The organism is Acerihabitans arboris (assembly GCF_010131535.1).
GTDB lineage: Bacteria > Pseudomonadota > Gammaproteobacteria > Enterobacterales > Enterobacteriaceae > Acerihabitans > Acerihabitans arboris.
Genome location: NZ_WUBS01000024.1, coordinates 17,974 through 37,519, shown reverse-complemented (window position 1 = coordinate 37,519; position 19,546 = coordinate 17,974). Strand labels below are relative to the sequence as shown.

General features: G+C 55.2%; 17 protein-coding genes and 1 pseudogene. 6 read left to right on the top strand and 12 right to left on the bottom strand.

The window, feature by feature from the left end; genetic code table 11:
* The 6 genes and pseudogenes from GRH90_RS24510 to GRH90_RS24485 form a co-directional block, all read right to left on the bottom strand.
* Window positions 1-120 (bottom strand): annotated as a pseudogene (locus tag GRH90_RS24510) (galactonate dehydratase); the annotation flags it as partial.
* Window positions 121-396: 276 nt separating this feature from the next.
* A complete protein-coding gene (locus tag GRH90_RS24505) occupies window positions 397-1,164 on the bottom strand; it encodes an SDR family oxidoreductase (RefSeq protein ID WP_162368608.1) in 768 nt (255 codons plus the stop codon).
* Window positions 1,165-1,266: 102 nt separating this feature from the next.
* Window positions 1,267-1,890: a 2-dehydro-3-deoxy-6-phosphogalactonate aldolase gene (locus GRH90_RS24500; protein ID WP_162368607.1), complete on the bottom strand. Its 624-nt coding sequence runs from the start codon at window positions 1,888-1,890 to the stop codon at window positions 1,267-1,269.
* Entirely contained in the window at window positions 1,874-2,770 is an 897-nt protein-coding gene (locus GRH90_RS24495; RefSeq protein WP_162368606.1) for a 2-dehydro-3-deoxygalactonokinase, read from the bottom strand. The genes GRH90_RS24500 and GRH90_RS24495 overlap by 17 nt, the downstream gene beginning before the upstream one ends.
* On the bottom strand, window positions 2,767-3,465 hold the full coding sequence (locus GRH90_RS24490; RefSeq protein ID WP_162368605.1) for a FadR/GntR family transcriptional regulator: 699 nt from the start codon (window positions 3,463-3,465) through the stop codon (window positions 2,767-2,769). The genes GRH90_RS24495 and GRH90_RS24490 overlap by 4 nt, the downstream gene beginning before the upstream one ends.
* Window positions 3,466-3,776: 311 nt before the next feature.
* Complete coding sequence (locus GRH90_RS24485; protein WP_162368604.1) at window positions 3,777-4,469, bottom strand: FadR/GntR family transcriptional regulator; 693 nt, start codon at window positions 4,467-4,469, stop codon at window positions 3,777-3,779.
* Between the two features lie 284 nt (window positions 4,470-4,753).
* Here GRH90_RS24485 and GRH90_RS24480 point away from each other — a divergent pair, with 284 nt between their 5' ends.
* Together GRH90_RS24480 and uxuA are read left to right on the top strand one after the other, a co-directional pair.
* Window positions 4,754-6,061: an MFS transporter gene (locus tag GRH90_RS24480; RefSeq protein WP_162368603.1), complete on the top strand. Its 1,308-nt coding sequence runs from the start codon at window positions 4,754-4,756 to the stop codon at window positions 6,059-6,061.
* A 58-nt stretch (window positions 6,062-6,119) separates the two neighbouring features.
* Complete coding sequence (uxuA, locus tag GRH90_RS24475) at window positions 6,120-7,304, top strand: mannonate dehydratase (protein WP_162368602.1); 1,185 nt, start codon at window positions 6,120-6,122, stop codon at window positions 7,302-7,304.
* A gap of 84 nt (window positions 7,305-7,388) precedes the next feature.
* On the opposite strand, the gene yidA is transcribed toward uxuA, so the two are convergent.
* The 6 genes from yidA to dnaA form a co-directional block, all read right to left on the bottom strand.
* On the bottom strand, window positions 7,389-8,204 hold the full coding sequence (gene yidA, locus GRH90_RS24470; protein ID WP_162368601.1) for a sugar-phosphatase: 816 nt from the start codon (window positions 8,202-8,204) through the stop codon (window positions 7,389-7,391).
* Between the two features lie 190 nt (window positions 8,205-8,394).
* On the bottom strand, window positions 8,395-10,068 hold the full coding sequence (locus GRH90_RS24465) for an ankyrin repeat domain-containing protein (protein ID WP_162368600.1): 1,674 nt from the start codon (window positions 10,066-10,068) through the stop codon (window positions 8,395-8,397).
* 292 nt (window positions 10,069-10,360) lie between these two features.
* Window positions 10,361-12,775, bottom strand: a complete 2,415-nt coding sequence (gene gyrB, locus GRH90_RS24460; protein ID WP_162368599.1) for a DNA topoisomerase (ATP-hydrolyzing) subunit B — start codon at window positions 12,773-12,775, stop codon at window positions 10,361-10,363.
* A gap of 18 nt (window positions 12,776-12,793) precedes the next feature.
* Window positions 12,794-13,888 (bottom strand): DNA replication/repair protein RecF, encoded by a 1,095-nt coding sequence (gene recF, locus GRH90_RS24455; RefSeq protein ID WP_162368598.1) that lies wholly within the window; start codon window positions 13,886-13,888, stop codon window positions 12,794-12,796.
* 23 nt (window positions 13,889-13,911) lie between these two features.
* The gene (gene dnaN, locus GRH90_RS24450; protein ID WP_162368597.1) at window positions 13,912-15,012 is read right to left on the bottom strand and encodes a DNA polymerase III subunit beta; all 1,101 of its coding nucleotides are present in this window, start codon (window positions 15,010-15,012) and stop codon (window positions 13,912-13,914) included.
* 2 nt (window positions 15,013-15,014) lie between these two features.
* The gene (gene dnaA, locus GRH90_RS24445) at window positions 15,015-16,412 is read right to left on the bottom strand and encodes a chromosomal replication initiator protein DnaA (RefSeq protein ID WP_162368596.1); all 1,398 of its coding nucleotides are present in this window, start codon (window positions 16,410-16,412) and stop codon (window positions 15,015-15,017) included.
* Window positions 16,413-17,067: 655 nt separating this feature from the next.
* Between dnaA and rpmH the strand changes: the two genes are divergently transcribed.
* The 4 genes from rpmH to yidC are packed head-to-tail and all read left to right on the top strand — an operon-like array spanning window position 17,068 to window position 19,458.
* Window positions 17,068-17,211 (top strand): 50S ribosomal protein L34, encoded by a 144-nt coding sequence (gene rpmH, locus GRH90_RS24440; RefSeq protein WP_162368595.1) that lies wholly within the window; start codon window positions 17,068-17,070, stop codon window positions 17,209-17,211.
* Between the two features lie 17 nt (window positions 17,212-17,228).
* Window positions 17,229-17,588: a ribonuclease P protein component gene (rnpA, locus tag GRH90_RS24435; RefSeq protein WP_162368594.1), complete on the top strand. Its 360-nt coding sequence runs from the start codon at window positions 17,229-17,231 to the stop codon at window positions 17,586-17,588.
* Window positions 17,552-17,809 carry a membrane protein insertion efficiency factor YidD gene (yidD, locus tag GRH90_RS24430; protein ID WP_162368593.1) on the top strand — a complete coding sequence of 86 codons (258 nt, stop codon included), beginning with the start codon at window positions 17,552-17,554 and terminating at the stop codon, window positions 17,807-17,809. The genes rnpA and yidD overlap by 37 nt, the downstream gene beginning before the upstream one ends.
* A gap of 2 nt (window positions 17,810-17,811) precedes the next feature.
* The gene (gene yidC / locus GRH90_RS24425; RefSeq protein WP_162368592.1) at window positions 17,812-19,458 is read left to right on the top strand and encodes a membrane protein insertase YidC; all 1,647 of its coding nucleotides are present in this window, start codon (window positions 17,812-17,814) and stop codon (window positions 19,456-19,458) included.
* Window positions 19,459-19,546: the final 88 nt, after the last annotated feature.

The following is a 19,546-nucleotide window of genomic DNA, read 5'->3' as shown; positions in this document are numbered from 1 at the left end:
GCTTTTGGCCCGGCCTTCGATGACCGGCTCGCCCCAGCCGACGATGCCTTCGTCGGTCTCGATTTTTAAGAACATCCAGCGCGGCGGCAGCCGATAGGTGGTGAGTTTGGTTACTTTCATAGGATCTCGCCCTGTCAAACCTGAATAAAATCATCATCCTGCGGTGATGAACCCTGGTGTTATGCCTATATTGTAGCACCATAATTTTATATTGTAGTACAATACAGATCACACTTTGGACAATTCATCCGCGCCAGGAAACCTTATCGCTACCGCAAAACGGCCTATTCAGGTCATAAGGCATAAAAAAGCCGGTCATATCCTGACCGGCGGGGCGGAAAAGCACGGTGCGGGACCAGGCGAAACCATGCCTGCCGCTTTGGCCGCGCTACGCGGCTACAGCACTGAAAGCCATCCGCCGTCAACGTAGATGATCTGTCCGCTGACATAATCGGACGCCGAAGAGGACAGGTACACGGCGGTGCCGATCAGCTCTTGCGGTTTACCCCAGCGCCTAGACGGATTACTGCTTTTAACCCAGGCGTCAAATTCCGGGTTATTCACCAAATCGGTGTTCATTTCGGTAATAAAATAGCCCGGGCCGATGCCGTTGGCCTGGATATTATGCCCGGCCCATTCCGCCGCCATGGCGCGGGTCAGCATCTTGATGCCGCCTTTCGCCGCCGTATAGGGCGCAACGGTGGCGCGTGCGGCCTCGCTGGTCAATGAACAGATATTGATGATTTTGCCGCCGGTGCCTTTGGCGATCATCCTGGATGCTACCTCGCGGGAAACGATAAACGCGCTGGTCAGGTTAGTGTCGATCACCCGCCGCCAGTCGGCAAGCTTGAGGTCGACCAGCGGCTGGCGATGCTGGATACCGGCATTATTGATCAGAATATCCACATGTTCGCCCTCGTCATCCAGCTGGGCGAACACCGCCGCCACCTGCTGCTCGCTGGTGACGTCAAACGTCATGCCGCGCACATCAAACCCTTGCCCGCTAAGCTCATCCACCGCCGCCGCCAGTGTCTCTTCATGCAGGCCGTTAAGGATCACGGCGGCGCCGGCCCCGGCCAGGCCCTTGGCATAGGCAAAACCCAGTCCGCGCGCCGATCCGGTGACCAGCGCGGTGCGCCCGGATAAATCAAATAAACCCGCCATGGTATTCCCCCTTTCCGGTTAATCGTAAAACAGCCAGGGTATCTTCGCCGAGCGGAAAGGGCAGCGCAAGGGCCGGCTTGCCGCGCGTGCTTATCTTGGGATTTAGCGTGCCCGCGTTGCGGCCCGATAAGCGGCGACAAACGCCGCGGCCTGCTCGCGGGTCCGGTTGACGGGCTGGCCGGCGCGGTAAAGATCGCCGCCGAGGCCGGCGCCGATACAGCCGGCCTTCAGGTACAGATGCAGGTTTTGCGGCGTAATGCCGCCAACCGCGAATACCGGTATTTCCGGCGGCAACACCGCTTTCAGCGCCTTGATATAATCCGGGCCGAACGACACCGACGGGAAAATTTTCAGCGCACCGGCGCCCGCGTCCAGGGCGGTAAAGGCCTCGGTGGCGGTGGCGCAGCCGGGGCATACCGTCATGCCGTGGCTCACCGCGCGGCGAATCACCTCGGGCTGGATATTAGGGGTGACCAGCAGTTTGCCGCCCAGCCACGCCAGTTCGTCAACCTGCGCGGGTTTCAGCACCGTGCCGCCGCCAATCAGCGCACGGTCGCCATAGGCCTGCACCGTTTTGCCGATACTCTCCTGCCAATTCGGCGAATTCAGCGGAATCTCCACCGCGTCGAATCCCTCCGCCAGCAACACCGCCACATGCTCCAGCACTTCGCCGGGCGTAATACCCCGCAGGATGGCGATCAGGGGTAGTTTATCGTTCCAATTCATTGACTATGCTCCTTATACCGGCCTGGAATGACGCGTCGCCATCCAGTAACCGGTCGTTAAGACCGGCAAATTCCAGCGCCAGCCGATAGCGGGCCGCAAGCGACGGATTGCCGATCACCGTGATGGTTTCGCCGCCGCCGATATTCCAGCCGCGCTGCATCTGCGCCACTTCATTGCCGATCAGCAGGCCGGAGAGCCACTCGCTCACCGCGCTGGGATCCAATTGGCCCAGCACATGGGCGGCACGGGTTTCAAACAGGCAGCGCAGGATATGGCTTTCCCTGAACCCTTGAGCCAGTCCCTGGCGGAACGCCTCCGGGTTCGGCCGCTGTTCGCCGATGCCGACCCCCACCAGCGACTGCTTGATTAACAGATGGTGCAGCTCGCCGGTCATGACCGTGCGAAAATCATCAATCACGCCGTCGTTGATGCGCACCCATTTACTGTGCGTGCCGGGCATCAGGTACAATTTGGCCGGCTGGGACCGGTAGGCGCCCAGCAACTGCGTCTCTTCGCCGCGCATCACGTTGCAATTGCCGTCGCTTATAATGCTGATGCCGGGAATAATCCAGGCCGCCGACGGCGCGGCCTGCGCCACGCGGGTCAGTCGTCCGGCCAGATCGGTAAGACGCGTCGGGCACTGCAGGTACGGCACCGGCACCCAGCCGGCGTTGCTGCCGACCATGCCGGCCATGATGACCGGCACGTCGTGCCGCCGCCAGGGCGCCACTACGTCGCGGAAAACCTGCTCCGCCGAACGATCGCCCAGGCGGGTGACGCCGGCCTCGGAACGCTGGGTATCCACCAGTTCGCCGTCCAGGTACAGCCAGGCGCGTAAATTTGTCGATCCCCAGTCTATGGCGATATAACTATTGCTCATGTTATGTCCTTCAGCCTTTTGGTCGAGCTGGCAATCATGGTGACCGCCGCCTGCTCCGCCGCCTCGCAGTCCTGATGCCTGATGGCATCGTATAAATTCTTATGCTCCTGCAGCGTGCGGGGCATATTGCCTTCGTCCGCCATATAGGTGCGCTCGAACACCGCGCGCTGCAACGAACTGATGGCCACCCCCAGCTGTTGCAGCACCGGGTTATGCACCGCGCTCAGCACCGCCTGGTGGTAGCGGATATCCGCCTCGTTAAAGGCGTCGCGATCGTGACTGTTGGCAATCATCTCGTTAAGCGCCGTCTCGATAACCGCCAGCTCGCCCGAGGTGGCCCGCTCGGCCGCCCAGCGCGCGATAGTGGGTTCCACCAGATGGCGCACTTCGGTCAGCGAGGCGATAAGCCTGGGGTCGTAATCCAGCGCCAGGACCCATTGCAGCACGTCGGTATCCAGGTAATTCCATTTATTGCGCACGCAAACGAAGGCGCCGCGATAACGAATGATCTCGATTAAATTCTTGGCCATCAGGGCGCGCAGCACTTCGCGTATAATATTGCGCGAGGTTTCGAACTCCTCGCACAGGTCCGCTTCCGACGGCAGCCCCGTGCCGGGGATATACTTACCGCTAACGATCTGCTGGCCCATTTCATGGATGATGCGATCGGTTTTGCTGAGTGCCTGACGGTCCATAACATTTCCCACAAGATGATAAAAATAATGCCACTTTATCATTTAATGGTTTTATGTCGCGGCACTGCTGCACAATTTTACGCATAGTCGCAGTAATCCGGGGCCAATTGTAGCACCAATATTTAATATTGTACTACAATATGGATCACACTTTTGGCAATAGCACGCTTAAAATAGCCCCGCGGAAACACCGTCACGGACAGCGTCATCACGCCTGCCGGCAAGGGTTGCGGGAGCATGCAGGGAAGTTGTGTCTCGCCGGCAAACAGCCCTGGCATCGACGGCGAGAGGCGTTTGCGGGACGGTAAAAATTAATTTTCGTCGTCGAACAGTCGATGATAGACATGCTGCAGATGCAGCTCCATGCAGCTCCTGGCGCGCGCGGCATCGCGCTCGATAACGGCATCGGCGATATCGTTATGATCGCGGTTCATCGATAGCGGGAAATCGTTATCCACATAGTGGCGTTCCAGGCGCACAAAGCGTGAGCTTTTGCGCTTGTTCCACAGATATTCCATCATGTCGCGCAGCACTTCGTTGCCGGTCATCTCGCTTATCAGCAGGTGAAAACGCTTATCCTCGCGCAGGAACTTTTCATCATTGACATGCAGCTGGGTCAAATCACGGGTGATTTCGCGCAGCTCGGCGCGCTGGTCGTCGGTGCCGTTGCGCGCGGCCAGTTCCGCCATCATCGATTCGTAGATTTGCCGCGCCTTGATCAGCGATTTCAGGCTGAACTCTTCATCGGCATGGGGCTGGGAGACCTTGGGCAAGGGATCGGCGACAAAAACGCCGTTGCCGGTGCGGATTTCCACCCAGCCGGTGATTTCCAGGGCTATCAGCGCCTCGCGGATGGAAGAACGGCTCACGCCCAGCTGTTTTGCCAGCTCCCGCTCGGCGGGAATCATCTCGCCGGGCTTGAACTGACCGGTGTTGATACAGCCAATCAGCAGGTTGGAAATCTGCCGGTAAAGCCGTTCCACTTTAAGCGTAGGTAACTCCATAATCCCCTCCGGCGTATGGCCTGTAGCGCCGCCAAACCTGCTGTAAATTGGTTCGCAGCTTAACACAGCGGTCATGGCGGCAAAAAAAATTAATCACGGGCGATATGGCCGCTTTGCGCGAGTAATGAGATCCATATCACAGAAATTAACCAGTTGTTAAGGAATAGTAGCGAGGTCCAGCGGCCTGACCACCAGACCTTCAGTCCTTTCCCTGTATTCATCCTGATGAGATTTTATTACAGGGTCAATAAGACATCATAAAAATAGCTGTTGAGGATCCCTGTATGCCCATCACTACCCTTGATCAACTGCAACCGTTGCAGAAAACGGATCGGATCAAAAAGATCCAAACGGTCTCGCTGGTTTTATTGTTTATCGCCGGGATCATCAATTTTCTCGATCGCGGCTCGCTGTCCATCGCCAACCAGGCGATCCGCGGCGATCTGGGTTTATCCGCCACCGAATTCGGCGTTCTGCTGTCGGCGTTTTCGCTCTCCTACGGCATAGCGCAGCTGCCGAGCGGCATCCTGCTCGATCGCTTCGGCCCGCGTATCGTGCTTGGCGGCGGCCTGTTCTTCTGGTCGCTGATGCAGGCGCTGGCCGGCTCGGTCAATTCCTTCTCCCATTTCATCATGCTGCGCGTCGGCCTGGGCATCGGCGAAGCGCCGTTTATGCCGAGCGGCGTGAAAGTGATCAGCGACTGGTTCCATCCCAAGGAACGCGGCGTGCCGGTGGGGATCTTCAACTCCTCCACCACCCTCGGCCAGGCCTTCGCCCCGCCGATCCTGGTGGCGTTGCTGCTGGCATTCGGCTGGCGCACCATGTTTGTCATGATTGGCGTCGCCGGCATCCTTATCGCCTTGTGCTGGTGTGTGTGGTATCGCAACCGCGAACGCTTCCCGCTAACCGCCGAGGAACGGCAGTACCTGGACGCCTCTGAAAAACCGCGCAACGTTACCCGCCTGACCTTCCGCGAATGGGGCTCGCTGTTTAAACGCCGTACGGTATGGGGCATGATCCTGGGCTTTAGCGGGGTCAACTATACCGGTTGGCTATATCTGTCCTGGCTGCCGGGTTATCTGCAGGCCGAACGCGGCCTGAGCCTGGCCAATACCGGCTGGGTAGCGGCAATCCCGTTCCTGTTCGGCTCCATCGGCATGCTGGTCAACGGCATGGTGGCCGACCGGCTGGCCAAAAAGGGTTATTCGCTGATAAAAAGCCGCAAGGCGTTGATTTGCTTCGGCCTGGTGTGTTCCGCCGCCTGCACCCTGCTGGTGGTACAGTCCACGTCCACCTCCATGGCGGTAGCCTTTATCAGCCTCGCGTTATTCTTTATCCATTTCGCCGGCACGTCGGCCTGGGGACTGGTGCAGGTCATGGCGCCGTCGCGCATGGTGGCGTCGGTCAGCAGCATCCAGAACTTCGGCAGCTTTATTTGCGCGTCTTTTGCCCCAATTGTGACCGGCTGGGTGGTAGATACCACCCACTCGTTTAATCTGGCGCTGGTGATCTGTTCATGCGTCACCTTTGCCGGCGCGTTATCCTATTTCTTTATCGTCAAAGATCCGATTGAAGAACCAGCCGTTGCGTAGCCCCATGCGGCCAAAGACCCGGCTACGCACCGATACGTTAAACAGTAAGGAGTGATTTATGGAACATACATGGCGCTGGTACGGCCCTAACGACCCGGTATCGCTGGACGATGCCCGTCAGGCCGGCGCAACCGGCATCGTTACCGCCCTGCACCATATTCCCAACGGTGAAGTCTGGACCCTGGAAGAAATCAAGAAACGTCAGGCCGTCCTGGCGGAAAAAGGACTGGTTTGGTCAGTAGTGGAAAGCGTGCCGGTGCATGAGGACATCAAAACCCATACCGGCGATTACCGCAAGTACATCGCCAATTATCAGCAGTCCCTGCGCAACCTGGGCGCCTGCGGTATTGACACCGTGTGCTACAACTTTATGCCGATACTGGACTGGACCCGTACCGATCTGGCCTACCCGATGCCCGACGGCTCCAAAGCGCTGCGCTTCGACTATATCGCCTTTGCGGCATTCGAATTGCATATCCTTAAGCGCCCCGGCGCCAAACAGGATTATGACGCCGATGAGCAGCGCCAGGCGGCGGCATATTTTGCCGCCATGGGCCAGGACCAAATCGATCGGTTGACCGCCAATATCATTGCCGGACTGCCGGGCGCCGAAGAAGGCTATACGCTGGAGCAGTTCCTGGCCCAGTTGGCGCGCTATGACGGCATCGATAAAGCCAAACTGCGCGAACATATGGCCGAGTTCCTTAAGGCCATCGTGCCGGCGGCGCAGGAATCCGGCATCGTGATGGCGGTGCATCCGGACGATCCGCCGCGCCCGATCCTGGGCCTGCCGCGCATCGTTTCCACCATTGAGGATATGCAGTGGCTAAAAGAGACCGTCGACAGCATCAATAACGGTTTTTGCATGTGCACCGGATCCTACGGCGTGCGCGCCGATAACGATCTGGTCAAGATGGCCGAGACTTTTGCCGACCGTATCCATTTTGCCCATCTGCGCGCCACCCGCCGGGAAGAAAACCAGAAAAGCTTCCACGAGGCCGATCATCTTGATGGCGACGTGGATATGGTCGGGGTGGTTAAAGCCATCCTGGCCGAAGAACATCGCCGGCGCAAGCAGGGCAACACCCGCGCCATTCCCATGCGCCCGGATCATGGCCACCAGATGCTTGACGATCTGAAGAAGAAGACCAACCCAGGTTATTCGGCTATCGGCCGCCTGCGCGGATTGGCAGAGGTGCGCGGCGTGGAGCTGGCGCTTAAGCAGACCTTTTTTAACGACTAAGGCATTTCGCCTGTAGATACAGCCCGTTCCCAGCCGGGGGCGGGCGTTTCGCCCAACAATCTTTATCCCGCCAGGGTTCACATCCTACGCATCCAACACCAGTTTCCGAATGGCCACCGCCACGCCGTCTTCCCTATTGGTTTTGGTCACAAACTGGCTGGCCGCCTTGATCTCTTCGATGGCGTTGCCCATGGCGACACCGGTGCCGGCATACTTAATCATCGCCAAATCATTGGCCTGATCGCCGATGGTCATCACCCGATCGGCGCTCAGATGCAAATGTTTCGCCAACGCTTTAACGCCTTCGCCTTTATTGGCCTTTTTACTCAGCAGTTCCAGATAATATTCAGCGCTTTTCATAATGGTATAACGCTCATAGGCTTCCGGGGGCATTTGGCTAATCGCCCGATCGAGGACCGCGGGAGGGTCGATCATCATGACCTTGGGAAAGCGCATGCCGGGGTCCATCTCATCCACCCGGCGATATTTTAACGGTATGCCGGTCAAATAGGACTCATGGACCGTATAGGGGCTAATATCCCGGTTAGCGGTATAACAGTTATCGAAATCCAGGGCGTGGAAATGAACATCCAGCCGGCGCGAAAGGGCCTCCAGATAGCGGTAGTCGTCTATATCCAGCGTGCTCTGCGATATGCATTCGCCATCTGCCGTCCGCTGCACCAATGCGCCGTTGTTGGTGATGCAGTATTGACCCTCGCCCAACAGGTCCAGCTCCTGCAAATAACGCTGTATGCCGATAAAAGGCCTGCCGGTGGCCAGCGCCACGTAGACTCCCTTCTCACGCGCCGCGCCGATGGCCTGCTTGACCGCCGGCGTAATCTCATGCGCGGGGTTCAGCAGCGTGCCGTCCATATCAATTGCTATTAATTTTATCGCCATCTCATCCTCGTTACATTATATCCTCACGATCGGTCAGGCGGTGAATCATCCCATTCCGATTAGCGTGCTAACTTTACAAGAATAGCGCAAATCGATGGCATAAAAATAGTGATTTATCAATAATCACGATCTGGTTTAAATGGCCATCCAAGGTCGGCAGACAGGTATATAAATCCTTCACTCGAGGTGACTATACATCGCTGGTATCGATTTTTCTTTCTCTACTATTAATTGTGATCGCATGGCTTTTCAATAAAATCGCAATGCCCTTATGATGTCTTTTTTCCGCCATTGCGAGTGCCGTAACGCTATTTTTATCGGTTATATTAATGTTGACATGTTTAGATTCCAACAGTTTTAACACCATAGACATTGAGCCTTTATCCACTGCCTGCATCAGGGCGGTGATGCCGGCATTATTTGTGCAATTGATATTCATATCAGGTCGATCGATCAGATAGTCGCACGCCTCAATATCATTATGATAGACGGCGGCATGAAGGACGGTATTACCCTTTTTATCTTTACGATTGATATCTATGGTTTTGTTGGAAAAATTTAATTTATACAACGCAAATATATTTCTTTCATAAAAGTTATCAAAAACTTTATAGAAATCATTACACCATTTTGAATTATAATCCTTCAGTAGCCCGTCAAAAGGCGAGTTAATTATTGCATAGCGAAGTAGATTATCATTTTTTAGGTGGGCGACATTTCCCAGGCGTAACGCTCCCAGCGTTAATGCTCCTCTAACGCCGCCGCCATAATCCACCCAGTAATAATCCTTAAATGACTTTAGCTTAACGCTTGCGGCTAAAGTCACAGAGTCAATTTTGTATATTATTTCCTTATTGTTTTCTTTTGGCAATTCTTCGACCAAAGCGCCATACAGGGCATCCCTGCTCCTGTGTAGAGAGTGAAAGCCGGTTGAGGCATCTCGTTCCAAGACCGAATATCTATCGATAGGGGGATTAGACGTTTCCAGAAATTTCTGCACTTCCAAAAAACCCTGGTCGCTGACATATTTTATACCGTTATCATAAAAATGGTGACCCGGCGCGGCTATAAGGGCCTCTATCTCTTGATGGATGTCATCCCCAATATCCTTTATAACTTTAACGATATGAGTTGACTGATTCAGCTTGTTAATCAGAGAGGGCAGCAATGGCGATGTTGCAGACAAGATATGACGCCCGACTTTTGTATCTTTATATATTATTGAATAGGGCCACTTATTTTTCTTAAGGAGATATTTATAAGCAATTTTATATTTTATTTTTTTGTTATTGCTGCTTAAAGAATGGACACTTTCAATGTGCTGCGAAATAGTGTTTTTCATTACATTAAGTCTTCTATCGATTATTTTTTTGCTGAGTTTATTCGAGACGTGACCATTGATGGCAGCATATACATACGTAACATCGGTTAAAACCTTACTGACATCATTCGTTAAATTTTCAAAAACCCCAATCAGAATAGTTCTTACATTATATTGTTCTTTAGATAAATATCTTACATGAAACCGTGTAAAGCTGTATAGGCACTCACTGAGATCGGTATACAAGTATTTTTTTATTTCTTGCGTAATATTCTGATGATGGGAGAGATTTTCGCAAAACTGCCTAATGCCATCATGGACCCTAACGCTAAACTCCATACGTTTCGCGATAGTGATTAAATAATTTTTTATCTGATTTATATATAAACTAAAAATCTCCTTGCGTTCAAAATTTTCTATGCAGCCATGGCATTCCTCAGTATAAATAAGCTGTGGCATCATTACTTGCGCTTCTGAGCTTGTCGCGACTTCGATGGTGGGATCGAGATAAATCGGCGTATTATTAATTTTGGCAACCAGCATAATTTTCTCCTGATAAAAACCATATAATATATAAAATATTTAACTGGTAATAGTTTGTTAGAGCCTGAAGCCAGCATTGAAGATGAGGTATTAAAAAATACTTATTCTCTCCAATTCATTATGATGTTGGCTATTAATACTAAATACAAGCCGGGAGCGGTCCTGGCCGGTGTCATTTTTAGCTGGTTGTTATTTTGTTGAGCGTAAGAAACCCGACTAAAGCCGGAAATTGATCGGCAAAAAAATGCCCATGAAGGAACTCTTCATGGGCATCGCGGTGTTTAACACGGCATCAGATATCGATGTTGGCCGCCTTCAGGGCATTTTCTTCAATAAAGGCGCGGCGTGGTTCCACCGCGTCGCCCATCAGCGTGGTAAACAGCAGGTCGGCGGCAATGGCGTCCTTGACCGTAACGCGCAGCATACGGCGGCTTTCCGGATCCATGGTGGTTTCCCACAGCTGTTCCGGGTTCATTTCTCCCAGGCCTTTATAACGCTGGATAGCCAGGCCGCGACGGGATTCCTTCACCAGCCAGTCCAGCGCCTGCTCGAAGGTGGTCACCGACAGGCGACGTTCGCCGCGTTCAACAAAGGCGTCCTCTTCCACCAGGCCGCGCAGCTTTTCACCCAGGGTGCAGAGCTTGCGATACTCGCCGCCGTGGACAAATTCGAAATCCAGCACATAGTCGGTATCGACGCCGTGGGTACGGATGCGCAGCACCGCCTCATACTGCTGGCGCTCGCGGTTTTCGCGTACTTCAAAGCTATAGTTGCTGCCATGCTTTTCGTTCTGGTTCAGGTCCGCCACCAGCGCGGCAATCCAGGCGGTCACGCGGTCCCGATCGGACAGGTCCGCTTCGTTAAGCGACGGCTGGTATATCAGGTGGTTAAGCAACGCGCGCGGATAGCGGCGCTCCATGCGGCCAATCATTTTCTGCACCGCGTAATGCTCGGCCACCAGGCTTTCCAGCGGGGCACCGGCCAGCGAAGGCGCGTGTTCGTTGGTATGCAGGGCCGCGCCGTCCATCGCCAGGGCAATCTGGTATTGGTCCATGGCGTCATCGTCCTTGATATACTGCTCCTGCTTGCCTTTTTTTACCTTGTACAACGGCGGCTGGGCAATAAACACGTGGCCGCGCTCGATGATTTCCGGCATCTGGCGGTAGAAGAACGTCAGCAGCAGGGTGCGGATATGGGAACCGTCGACGTCGGCGTCGGTCATGATAATGATATTGTGATAGCGCAATTTATCGGGGTTATATTCGTCCCGGCCGATGCCGCAGCCAAGCGCGGTAATTAGCGTGGCGACCTCCTGCGAGGACAGCATCTTGTCAAAGCGCGCTTTCTCGACGTTGAGGATCTTGCCTTTCAGCGGCAAAATCGCCTGGTTTTTACGGTTACGGCCCTGCTTGGCGGATCCGCCGGCCGAGTCCCCTTCCACCAGGTAAAGTTCGGACAACGCCGGATCGCGTTCCTGGCAATCCGCCAGCTTGCCCGGCAGGCCTGCCAAATCCAGCGCGCCTTTACGGCGGGTCATTTCACGCGCCTTGCGGGCGGCTTCACGGGCGCGGGCGGCGTCGATGATTTTGCCCACCACGATTTTGGCGTCGGTGGGATTCTCCAGCAAATAGGCCACCAGGCGCTCGTTCATCTGCGTTTCCACCGCGGTTTTCACTTCCGACGACACCAGCTTGTCCTTGGTCTGGGAAGAGAACTTGGGATCGGGGACCTTCACCGATACCACGGCAATCAGGCCTTCGCGGGCGTCATCGCCGGTGGCGCTGACCTTGGCTTTTTTACTGTAGCCTTCTTTATCCATATACGAGTTCAGGGTACGGGTCATGGCGGCGCGGAATCCGACCAGATGGGTACCGCCGTCGCGCTGCGGGATATTATTGGTAAAGCAATATATATTTTCCTGGAAACCGTCGTTCCACTGCAGCGCGATTTCCACGCCGATACCGTCTTTTTCCGTGGAAAAATAGAACACGGTGGGATGGATCGGGTTTTTGTTCTTGCTCAGGTATTCCACAAAGGCCTTGATGCCGCCCTGGTAGTGGAAGTGATCTTCTTTATCGTTACGCTTGTCCTTCAGGCGGATGGAAACGCCGGAATTCAGAAACGACAGCTCGCGCAGGCGCTTGGCCAGGATTTCATACTGGAATTCAATGTTGTTGGTAAAAGTGGCAAAGCTCGGCCAGAAGCGGATGGTGGTGCCGGTCTGATCGGTTTCACCGACCACCGCCAGCGGCGCCTGGGGTATCCCGCCCAGGTAGGTCTGCTCATGGACCTTACCTTCGCGCCTGACCACCAGCTCCAGCTTTTCCGACAGGGCGTTGACGACGGAAATACCCACGCCGTGCAACCCGCCCGACACTTTATAGGAGTTATCATCGAATTTACCGCCGGCGTGCAGCACGGTCATGATGACTTCAGCGGCCGAGATGCCTTCTTCTTCATGGATGCCGGTGGGGATGCCGCGCCCGTCATCCTGGACCGATACGGAGTTATCTTCGTGGATGGTGACTACGATTTCTTTACAATGGCCGGCGAGCGCTTCGTCAATTGAGTTATCCACAACCTCGAATACCATATGGTGCAGACCGGTGCCGTCATCCGTATCACCGATGTACATCCCTGGGCGTTTACGCACCGCGTCCAGTCCTTTGAGTACTTTGATACTTGAGGAGTCATAAGAATTCGACATCAACGTTTCTCGCTCATTTTAAACTTCGGATTGAATACTTATTTTACCTTGTTCCACCTGGAACATCCTGCCCTTTTCATCCGTAATATCACGGATTTGTTCAGCGCTCAGCGCGCTGACAAACACCTGTGCCCGGGTGGCTTTCAGGCGTTCCGCCAGTAACCGGCGCCGGCCGGTATCAAGCTCGGAGGCGAAGTCGTCTATCAGGTAGAGACACCGCCGCCCGCTCTGGCGGGTAAGAAACTCGCCCTGCGCCAGGCGCAGGGCGCACATCAATAATTTAAGCTGGCCGCGCGAGAGGATATCCTCCACCGGCACGCCGTCGGCCCGGATGCGAAAGTCCGCCTTGTGCGGGCCGGATGCAGTATAGGTCAACGCCCGATCGCGCTCAAACTGGCGCTCCAGCAGCTCGCCGTAGTCGGTCTCGCGATCCCATCCGCGCTGGAAACTGAATTCCAGGTGGAACTCCGGTAAAAACTGGGCGCAGGTGGCGGTAATATCCACCTCTATCGCCGCGCTGTAGTCGGCGCGCCACTGGCTTATCCGCGCGGTCAGGGGCACCAGTTCCTGGTCCCAGGCGCGCAGCTGCGCGTAGCGGCTGACCTGGCGCAAAGCCGCATTCCGCTGCCGGAGCAGACGCTTAAGGTTGCTCCAGGCGTTGAAAAAATCGGGATCGTGATGAAAACACCCCCAGTCCATAAAGGCGCGCCGGTATTTCGGCCCCCCGTTCAGCAGGGTAAAACCTTCTGGGGTAATCAGCTGCATCGGCAGCAGTTGGGCCAGCTCGGCGATTTTATGGCCGTCGCTGCCGTCGATGCGCACCCGGCTGTCGCCCTGGCGACTTTTGCTTAAGCCGACCGAGCATTGGCGATCGTCCGCCGTATTTCCGTCAATCCGGCCATGGAGGGTAAATTCCGGCTGCTCATGGCGGATAACGCGCCCAATCTGCAAACTGCGGAACGCCCGGCCGTGCCCGAGGGTATAAATGGCTTCCAGCACGCTGGTCTTCCCGCTGCCGTTGGCGCCGACCAAAAAATTAAAGCCGGCCGCCAGGGCCAGATCGGCGGACTCGATATTACGAAAATCACGGATTAGCAGACGGGATAAGGCCATTTAACACACTACCTTACCACATCTCAGAGACGCATCGGCATAACAACGTAAGCTGCCGCCTGGCTGGCGCAGTCTTCGATCTGCACGCTGGACACCCCATCGGTAAGCAATAAACGGACGTTTTCGCTTTTCAGGGCGTTAAGCACGTCCAGTACGTAGCTGACGTTGAAGCCAATTTCCATTTCCGTGCCCTGATAAACCACGTCCAGTATTTCCTCGGCCTCTTCCTGTTCGGGGTTATTGGCGGTGATCTTCAGCTGGTCGGTGCTCAGGTACAGCCGCACGCCGCGGAATTTTTCATTGGACAGGATGGCGGCGCGGGCAAAGGCCTGTTTCAGCACATCACAGCCGGCTTCCAGGGTTTTATCAGGATTCTTCGGCAATACGCGGCGATAATCGGGGAAACGACCATCGACCAGCTTGGAGGTAAAGATATAATCACCGACGCTGGCGCGGATATTATTGGTGCCGATCTGCAGTTTCAGCGGCGTTTCGCCGCCGTCCAGCATCCTGACCAGTTCCATCACCCCTTTACGCGGCACGATCACCGAATGGGTGGGCAACTGCTGCCCGACCGGCATCGAGCATACCGCCAGCCGGTGGCCGTCGGTGGCCACGGTACGCAGCTCTTCTCCTTCGGTTTCAAATAACATGCCGTTGAGATAATAACGCACGTCCTGATGGGCCATGGAAAACTGGGTCGACTCAATCAGGCGCTTGAGCGTGGACTGCGGCAGGGTAAATTCGACCTCGCTCTGCCAGTCGTCCAGGTTGGGAAAATCCGTCGCCGGCAGGGTCGACAGCGAAAAGCGGCTGCGCCCGGAGCGGATTAGCATACGGTCGCTTTCCAATATCACCGTGATTTCGGCGCCATCTGGCAAGCCGCGGCAGATATCGAAAAATTTGCGCGCCGGCACGGTGGTCGCGCCCGGCTCATGGGGCTGGGACAGGACCACTTTCGCCACCATCTCCATTTCCAGATCGGTGCCGGTCAGCAGCAGGCTGTCCTCGGTCACCTGTAATAGCAGGTTGCCCAGGATCGGCAGGGTAGGACGGCCGCCCAATGGGCTGCTGACCTGTTGCAGTGGTTTAAGCAGATGCTCTCGTTCAACGATAAATTTCATAGTTAGGAAGATAATGTTCTGATTAAGTTGGAGTAATCTTCTTTGATATCGTGGCTCTCTTCACGCAGCTGCTCTATTTTCCGGCAGGCGTGCAGCACCGTCGTATGGTCGCGTCCGCCAAAAGCGTCGCCGATTTCTGGCAGGCTATGGTTGGTCAGCTCTTTTGATAACGCCATCGCCATCTGCCGCGGACGGGCCACGGAGCGGGATCGCCGCTTCGACAGCAGATCGGCCACCTTGATTTTATAATATTCCGCCACGGTTTTCTGGATATTATCGATGGTAACCAGTTTTTCCTGCAGGGCGAGCAGATCGCGCAGCGCCTCGCGCACAAAATCAATGGTAATGGCGCGGCCGGTAAAGTTGGCGTTGGCGATCACCCGGTTCAGGGCGCCTTCCAGCTCACGCACGTTGGAGCGCAACCGCTTGGCAATAAAAAAAGCCACTTCCCCCGGCAGGCGGATATCGTTCTCGTCGGCTTTTTTCATCAGGATCGCCACGCGGGTTTCCAGCTCCGGCGGCTCGATCGCCACCGTCAGGCCCCAGCCGAAGCGTGATTTCAGACGATCCTCCACTCCGTTGATCTCCTTAGGGTAGCGGTCGGAGGTCAGGATGATTTGCTGATTGCCTTCCAAAAGCGCGTTAAAGGTATGGAAAAATTCTTCCTGCGAGCGCTCTTTATTGGCAAAAAACTGGATATCATCGATCAGCAGGGCGTCGACGGAGCGATAGTAGCGCTTGAATTCTTCGATGGCGTTGTTCTGCAGGGCTTTCACCATATCCTGCACAAAACGCTCGGAATGCATATAGACCACCCGGGCATTGGCTTTACGCGCCATAATGCCGTTGCCCACCGCCTGCAGCAGATGCGTCTTGCCCAGCCCGGTGCCGCCGTACAAAAACAGCGGATTATAAGCGCCGCCGGGGTTGTCGGCCACCTGGCGCGCCGCCGCGCGCGCGAGCTGGTTGGACTTGCCTTCGACGAAGTTATCAAAGTTGTGCTTGGGATTTAAATTCGAACGGTAAGACAGTTCAGGCTGCACCGGCGAGCTGTCCCAGCTTGGCCGCGCGGGCCTGGGACGGGACGCCTGCACCGGCGCCTCGCTGGCATGGCTGACGGGCTGCTGCTGGTGGGCAACCACTACCGACAGGGGCGGTTTGCTGCCGACCTCGAAACGTAGCAATGGCGCATCGGTGCCGCAAAAATCGTTTAATAATCCATTGATATTATTCAAATACTTATCGCGCACCCAATCCAGGACAAAACGATTCGGAGCATATAGCGCCAGCGTGTTGTCATTGAGTTCCGCCTGCAAAGGGCGAATCCACATACTGAATTCTGTGGCAGGTAACTCATCCTGTAGTCGGGCAAGGCATTGCTGCCAGAGCGAAAGTGACACGGCGGACTCCAATCGAACAAGATCAACAAAAGAAAAGAAACACAACTGTATGATTCAGGATCATCTTTTTGACACCGGCTACCGCGATGGCAACCCGCGAACCGCCTTTAACGGTTTACCGCAACGAAATCCCCGGAGGATCCCCGTCAGGGACTGCGGATCATAACGCAAAGCGCGGTTAAGATCCTCCTCTTCTACACAGTTTTGATCCTTTTTATCCACAGGCTGGCAAGGGCGGGGAAGAGTGTAACCGATTCTCCATCCGCTGGATAAAATGTAACTCTTATATCAGTGAAATTAAGCATAGTCTGAATTTCGACCAATGCCCGGCGACCCGGGATCCTAATAATAATGCGGTTGATCCCGGCAGATCCTTGCGCTTTGCCCCGGAACCCGTATAATTCTCAGCCCTACGCGTGACACCTGGTCCGCTTGTCTGGCTTCACCTGTTTTTGCGTGATAGCCGGACGGGAATGCCGGGATGGACACGGGTACCCAGGTGGGTAAAACGTGATGAGAATTGACTCAGGACTGTACAATTATTACAATCCCCGCCTCTTTGTCCTTTGATGCGATTGAGGCGTCGGTCTTTTTCACGCCGAGTAGCCAAACGCGTTTACTGTGAAGTCACACATTTGTTTAGGTATAAATCGCTATGAAACGCACTTTCCAACCGTCCGTCTTGAAACGCAACCGTACCCACGGTTTCCGTACTCGTATGGCAACGAAGAATGGTCGTCTGGTTTTGGCACGTCGCCGTGCTAAAGGCCGTACACGTCTGTCCGTATCTTCTAAGTAATAAAGCTAACCCCCCCGGTGGTTAAGCTAGCTTTTCCCAGGGAGTTACGGTTGTTAACTCCCAATCATTTTACTTTCGTCTTCCAGCAGCCACAACGGGCCGGCACGCCGCAAATCACCATCCTCGGCCGCCTGAATACGCTGGGGCATCCCCGCGTCGGTCTGACGGTCGCAAAAAAGCATGTCAAACGGGCCCATGAACGCAACCGGATCAAGCGACTTACGCGAGAAAGCTTCCGGACGCATCAGCACGCCCTGCCCGCCATGGATTTTGTCGTCATCGCCAAAAAAGGGGTGCAGGACCTGGACAACCATGCCTTGACGGAAGCGTTGGAAAAATTATGGCGCCGCCATTGTCGCCAGTCTCCAGGTTGTTAATCGGGTTGATACGTGGGTATCAGCTGATTATCAGCCCGTTGCTGGGATCTCACTGCCGGTTCCAGCCCAGTTGCTCGCAGTACGGTATTGAGGCGATACGCCGGTTCGGAATGTTAAAAGGAAGTTGGTTGACATTGAAACGCGTATTAAAATGCCATCCTTTGAACCCAGGTGGCGATGACCCCGTGCCGCCGAAAACCAACGATAACAGAGAACACTAACGATGGATTCGCAACGCAATCTTCTTGTCATCGCTCTGCTGTTCGTGTCTTTCATGATCTGGCAGACCTGGCAGACGGACCACAATCCGCAGCAGCAGGCCGCCACGACGACGCAACAGACAGCGAACACGGCAACCGGTGACGCAGCAGTAACTCAGGGACTACCGGCCAGCGGCCAGGGGCAACTGATCAAAGTGAAGACCGACGTGCTTTCACTGACTATTAATGCCCGCGGCGGCGATATCGAGCAGGCCCATCTGCTGACCTATCCTGATAAACTGGGTTCCGACCAGCCTTTCCACCTGCTGGAAACCTCCCCCGAGTTTGTCTACCAGGCGCAAAGCGGCCTGACCGGCAAAAGCGGCCCGGACAACCCGGCCAACGGCGAGCGCCCGCTCTACAATATCAACCAGGACACCTATGTACTGGCCGATAACCAGGGCGAGCTGCGCGTTCCCCTGACCTACACCGGCGCCGACGGCGTGGCGTACACCAAGACCTTTATCCTGAAACGGGGCGATTACGCGGTGGGCGTCGAATACGGCGTTAACAACACCAGCGACAAGCCGCTTGAGCTGGCCTTGTTCGGCCAATTAAAACAATCCGTCGATTTACCCAAGCATCGCGATACCGGCAGCAGCAATTTTGCCCTGCATACCTATCGCGGCGCGGCCTACTCGTCCAGCGACACTAAATATAAGAAATACAGCTTTAGCGATATCAAAGACGAGCCGCTGAGCATCAATACCCAGGGCGGCTGGGTGGCCATGCTGCAGCAATATTTCGCCACCGCCTGGATCCCGGGCACGCAGGGCGCCAATACGTTCTTTACCACCCATATGGATAACGGCCAGGCCGCGGTGGGCTTTAAATCCACGCCGGTAACCGTTGCCCCGGGCAGCGAAAGCACGCTGGCCGCGACGTTATGGGTCGGACCTGAAATCCAGGACAAGATGGCGGCGGTCGCCCCTCACCTGGATCTGACCGTGGATTACGGCTGGCTGTGGTTTATCAGCCAGCCGTTGTTCAAGCTGCTGAAGTTTATCCACAGCTATGTGGGCAACTGGGGCTTCTCCATTATCGTTATCACCTTTATCGTTCGTGGCATTATGTACCCGCTGACCAAGGCGCAGTACACCTCCATGGCGAAGATGCGCATGCTGCAGCCTAAGCTGGCGGCCATGCGTGAGAAAATCGGTGACGACAAGCAGCGCATGAGCCAGGAAATGATGGCGCTGTATAAATCGGAAAAGGTTAATCCGCTGGGCGGCTGCCTGCCGCTGGTGGTACAGATGCCGATATTCCTGGCGCTGTACTATATGCTGATGGGCTCCATCGAGCTGCGCGGCGCGCCGTTTATCCTGTGGATACAAGACCTGTCCGCCCAGGACCCGTTTTATATCCTGCCGATCCTGATGGGCATCACGATGTTCTTCATCCAGAAAATGTCGCCGACCACCGTCGCCGATCCGATGCAGCAGAAAGTGATGACCTTTATGCCGGTTATCTTTACGGTGTTCTTCCTGTGGTTCCCGTCGGGCCTGGTGCTGTACTATATCGTCAGCAACATGGTGACCATTATCCAGCAGCAGTTGATTTATCGCGGCCTGGAAAAACGCGGGCTGCACAGCCGCGACAAAAAGAAATAATCCCAGACGGTCTCCCGGACGCTAACCTTGCCAAGGCGGTCATCTGACCGCCTTGGCTTTTTTAAGCGCGCCAGCGGCGCGAAGAGAG